Source organism: Pseudomonadota bacterium, from assembly GCA_010028905.1.
In the GTDB taxonomy this organism is placed as follows: Bacteria; Vulcanimicrobiota; Xenobia; order RGZZ01; family RGZZ01; genus RGZZ01.
In genome coordinates this window covers 1-4,560 of record RGZZ01000405.1, presented here as the reverse complement: position 1 = coordinate 4,560, position 4,560 = coordinate 1, and the positions used below count along the sequence as shown (strand labels likewise).

Sequence of the window (4,560 nt, the reverse complement as noted above, 5' to 3'; positions counted from 1 at the left end):
TGGGCCTGCGCGATGGCGTTCACCTGCTCGGTGAAGTCTGACTCCCCCTCACGGAAGGGAGGGAGCACCGACACCTGCACATCGCGCGCCTTCATCTTCTCGGTGAAGGCATCGGCCATCTCGTGCGACAGGCGGCTCGTGCGCTCGCACACGATGCCTGCAGACTTCACGCCCTGGTCGGCCATGAAATCGGCCAGTGCCTTCACGCGAGGGGGGCGAGAGTCGGAGGCGCTGAAGATGTAGGCGCCAGCGTCCCACACGGCCAGCGACGACGCGGTGGGGGCCACGAGGCTCACCCGCGCGTGGTTGTAGATGGGCGCCACGGCCAACGCGCGCTGGCTGTTGGTGGGACCGAGAACCACGCGAACATCGGGGTTCTTCACGAGCTGCTGCGAGATCTCGATGCACCGATCGACCTGCGAGTGATCGTCGTAGACATCGATCACCACCTTCTTCCCTTGAATGCCGCCACGGGCGTTCACGGTGGCCTGGGCGAGCCCCAGGCCAAGGAGGTGCACCATCGAGTCGAACGCATCCGGTCCGGTGCCGGAGCCCACGAAGGGGATGCGCACATAGGGGGCCTTCTGCAAGAAGATGTAGGCATTGGCCGACAGTATCTGAAGCTCGGCATCCTGCGGCGTCTCGGTGACCAGCGGGTCGAGCGCCGCGATGGCTTCCGCCCAGTGCTCGCTCGCGTAGAGCGAGACCGCCTTCTCGCGGCGCCCGGCGTCGGCCAGCGCCTGTCGATAGGGGGCCACGCCCGGACGAGCGATCGGCGCAGCGGTCTCTTGCCCTGCCTGTGGATGACGCGTCGCCGCCACGGCGAGGGCACCGATCCAGACCAGGGTGGCCAGCACGAGCAGCACGAAGGCGGCGCTGCTCGTGGCAAAGCGCTCGAGTCCTCGGGGAACACGAGACGCGCGCGCTGACGCCCCCGCTCCTCCCAGAGATGCGCCACCCGGCGCCGACGGTGAAGCGCCTCCTCGGCGGGTCTCGTTCCCAGCCCCCCCCGAAGCATCTGCCGCCGCGTTCGCCGGCGACCGTCGGCTCGAATCAGAAGACGACGACGGTTCCAGCGCGGCTGAAGCCTCTCGAGAAGCACCGCCTCCCATCGCGGGGGACGCCACGGGCGGCGGATCGTGCCCCGCATCGAGGCCATCGCTCTCGCGCGCGTCGCTCTCATCGTCGTCGACAGCCAGGATTCGCATGAGGGTGCGCACATCTGCGTCGACGGCGGACACGTCGGTGAAGCGCTCGTTCGGACGCGCTCGGGTGCAGCGCTCGAGGATAGAGCGGGCAGCAGGGCTGAGGCGCGTGTCTTCCCGCAATCCGGCCATGGGGAACACGGGCGACGGAATCTTCCCCGTCAGCAGATAGACGAGGGTGGCTCCCCAGGCATAGATGTCGGAACGGGCGTCGGTCTGACCGCTGTCCTCCCACTGCTCGGGCGCGGCGTAGCCCACGCTGCCAGAGGGCAGGGTATCGGCGCGCTTGTCCGGCGCGAACCGACGAGCAAGACCGAAATCGATGAGCTTCACGCGCCCGGTGCGCGTGATCATGACATTCTCGGGCTTGAGGTCACGGAAGATGATGGGCGGCTGATGCTGGTGGAGATACGCGAGGATGCCCAGCAGGGTGCGGCCGATGCGGAAGGCCTCGCGCTCATCGAGCGCCCCCCGACGCCGCACGTGCTCGGCGAGGTTCTCCCCGTCGACGTACTCCATCACGAGATAGAGCTGCCCCTCTTCCTCGAAGAAGTCGGAGATGTCGGGAAGATTGGGATGGCGCAGCTGCGAGAGGGTCTCGGCCTCGCTCACGAACGTGGCGCGGAAGCGATCGAACATGTCGGGGTGCGGGCTGTTCATCTGCTTCACGGCCCACTGACGGCCCGGAAGGCGCAGATCGTCGCACAGGTATACGGCCCCGAGCCCTCCCCGGCCGAGCGTGCGCAGCACCCGATAGCGTTTCTGGATGATTCTTTCCATGCCCTCGCCTGATTTCGCCAGCAGGCAGGCTTCACTCCTATCTCGCCGAACCAGCCTGCCGTCTCCCCCAGACGCACCTCCCAAGAAAGGTCGATTCATGAGCAGAGATCACTGGGCCCTCGACTCCCAGGTGGCCGAATACCTGCAAGCCGTATCCGTTCGCGACGACGCCGTGCTGCGCCGGCTGCGCGAGGAGACCGCCCTGCTTCCCCAGGGCGGGATGCAGATCAGCCCGGAGCAGGGGCAGCTGATGGCGCTGCTCGTGCGACTCATGGGCGCGCGCAAGGCGCTCGAGGTGGGCACGTTCACGGGCTACAGCAGCCTCTCGGTCGCACGCGCCCTTCCCCCCGACGGCCGCCTCGTGGCCTGCGACGTGAGCCACGAGTGGACCTCCGTGGCACGACGCTACTGGCAGGAGGCCGGGGTGGCCGACCGCATCGACCTGCGCATCGCCCCCGCCACCGAGACCCTCGACGGTCTGCTGGCCACGGGCGGGCGAGGCACCTTCGACTTTGCCTTCATCGACGCCGACAAGTCGGGCTACGACGCCTACTACGAGCGCTGCCTCGAGCTGGTCCGCCCCGGCGGGCTCATCGCCATCGACAACGTGCTCTGGAGCGGAAAGGTGGCCGACCCGAACGAGAAAGACGCCGACACGGTCGCCCTCCGCGTGCTCAACACGAAGATCCACGCCGACGCGCGCGTGGATCTGAGCATGCTCCCCATGGCAGACGGCCTCACCCTCGCGCTGAAGCGCTGAGAACGAGGCCGTCTCGAGGCTGGAGCCGCATCCGTGCGGCCCCTCGGTCTACCGCGCACGCCTCCCGAGCGGGGGCGTGGATGGGGGTCAGGCCGGCTTCTGCTGCGGCTCGGTTGCGAGCTTGCCGAGCGCCTGCGGCCAGGCGGTCTCCTGACCGAACTTGGTGTCGGTGTATCCGCTCGGCGTTCCCCAGGTCGAGAGCTCGACGGTGATGCCGTGCGCCCGCGGGTACGAGTCGGAGTGCTCCTCGGCGATCACCGCGTCAGAGATAGCCTCGGTGACACCCTGGGCCGCCGCCTTCAGGTCGATGTCCTGGATGCGGCTGTCCTGGATGCGCTGCGCGAAATCGAAGGCGTCCTTGTAGTCGGTGAACGACTGGGTCTCACCCGCGATCTTGCCCAGCGCCTTGCCGTGGCTGCCGCCAGCGATGACCTTCCCGAGGTTGTCGAGCGCGGCGGTCATGGCCGGCACCTTTGCGGTGTCGACCGCGGTCATCGTGGGGAGCACGCCCTGGTCATTGCTCGCATGGTGCACCGTCTGAATCGCGAGGTCGCGAGGCTCGACGTTGATCTTCGAGAAGTGCATCTGCTGCACGGTCTGCAGCAGCTCAGGGTTGAGGATGTGGCTGTAGGGCCAGCCGTCGGCACCCTCGGTCTCCTGCGACACGATCATGTAGTCGGCCACGTCCTTGAGCTCGTGGGTGACCTCAGCCGACGCCATGAGGCAGGCGTCGAAGCCGATGATGTCGAGCTTGCGGCCGGTCGCCTCCTGGGCCTTCTCGAAGCCCTCGCGCAGCATGGGCAGGCTCATCCAGCCGCCGTGGCTGTCGTCTTCGACAGCGCCGCGCCAGCCGTTGCCGTGGTCGGAGACCACCACCATGTAGTGCTCCGCCGGGTAGTTCTTCACCCCCCACGAGATGAAGTCGGCGAGGGTCTGCGGGTCAGACATGTTGGCCTTGCCGAGCGACTCCACCACAGGCGAGTTGATCTTCGAGCGATCGCCGTCCTTCTGGAGGAGATAGCGGTTGCAGGCCTTGCCGGTGTCGACCTGGGCGACGAGGTTGGTGTACGAATCAGAGCCAACGCCCTCGATCTCGTTCACGTCGTCGAGCATGTACGACTTGAGGTTGTTGTCGGCGGCAGAGTAGAGCAGAACGGTCCATTTCGCCTGTGTCGGCTGGGCGGGAGAGGTCGAGACATTCATCGGGGGGGAAGGCTCCTCTGTATTTGTGGAGGCGCGTCTCTGTGTCGTGCTGGCGGCCTCGGTCACCGACAGTATAGTCAGGCAGCGTCAGGAAGTGGTGACCGTTTTGTTAAAAAAACGCAAACTGCGGCGCGGAGGGGCATCGCAACACGAAGACACACCCTTGTCGAAGAAGAGCACGCGCCAGCGGGAGACCGTCCGGCCTCGAACCGCGGCAGGCGCGACCTGTTCGGCCGGGCCTCTAGGCGTTCGTCTCGCCTTCGGCGGGCGGCTCTGTCCCGGGGCGCGCGTCATCGAAGAAGAAGTACTCTTCCCCCCCGAAGGGCCCCAGACCAGATGAGGGCGCGAACGCCTGGGGCGCTTTCACCACCCGGTCGCCACCGTCGCCGCCGTTGCCTTTCGCGCTAGCAGTGGCGCCAGCGGGCGCGTCTGCGACCGGCGAAGCGGCGGGCGACGGCGAATCGATGGGTGCCGCGGGGGCTGCCGACGCCGCCGCGTCAGCCTCACGCGGGCGCACAGTTGGCTCGCTCTCGCCGGAGACCGCGGGGGAAGCCGCCCGTGCGTCTCTTTCGTCGGCACGCGCGCTGCCCGCCGGTTCGGTGGGTGAGGTCG

General features: G+C 67.5%; 4 protein-coding genes. 1 reads left to right on the top strand and 3 read right to left on the bottom strand.

Annotation, left to right across the window (positions count from 1 at the left end):
- The coding region (locus EB084_20030; GenBank protein ID NDD30555.1) for a hypothetical protein at positions 1-1,985 on the bottom strand (1,985 nt) is incomplete at its 3' end.
- A 97-nt stretch (positions 1,986-2,082) separates the two neighbouring features.
- Here EB084_20030 and EB084_20025 point away from each other — a divergent pair.
- On the top strand, positions 2,083-2,745 hold the full coding sequence (locus EB084_20025) for an SAM-dependent methyltransferase (GenBank protein NDD30554.1): 663 nt from the start codon (positions 2,083-2,085) through the stop codon (positions 2,743-2,745).
- 87 nt (positions 2,746-2,832) lie between these two features.
- Here the strand turns inward: EB084_20025 and EB084_20020 are convergent, their stop codons facing one another.
- Both EB084_20020 and EB084_20015 read right to left on the bottom strand, forming a co-directional pair.
- The gene (locus tag EB084_20020) at positions 2,833-3,948 is read right to left on the bottom strand and encodes a hypothetical protein (GenBank protein ID NDD30553.1); all 1,116 of its coding nucleotides are present in this window, start codon (positions 3,946-3,948) and stop codon (positions 2,833-2,835) included.
- A 241-nt stretch (positions 3,949-4,189) separates the two neighbouring features.
- Positions 4,190-4,560: hypothetical protein (locus tag EB084_20015; protein NDD30552.1), on the bottom strand; the 371-nt coding region annotated here is incomplete at its 5' end.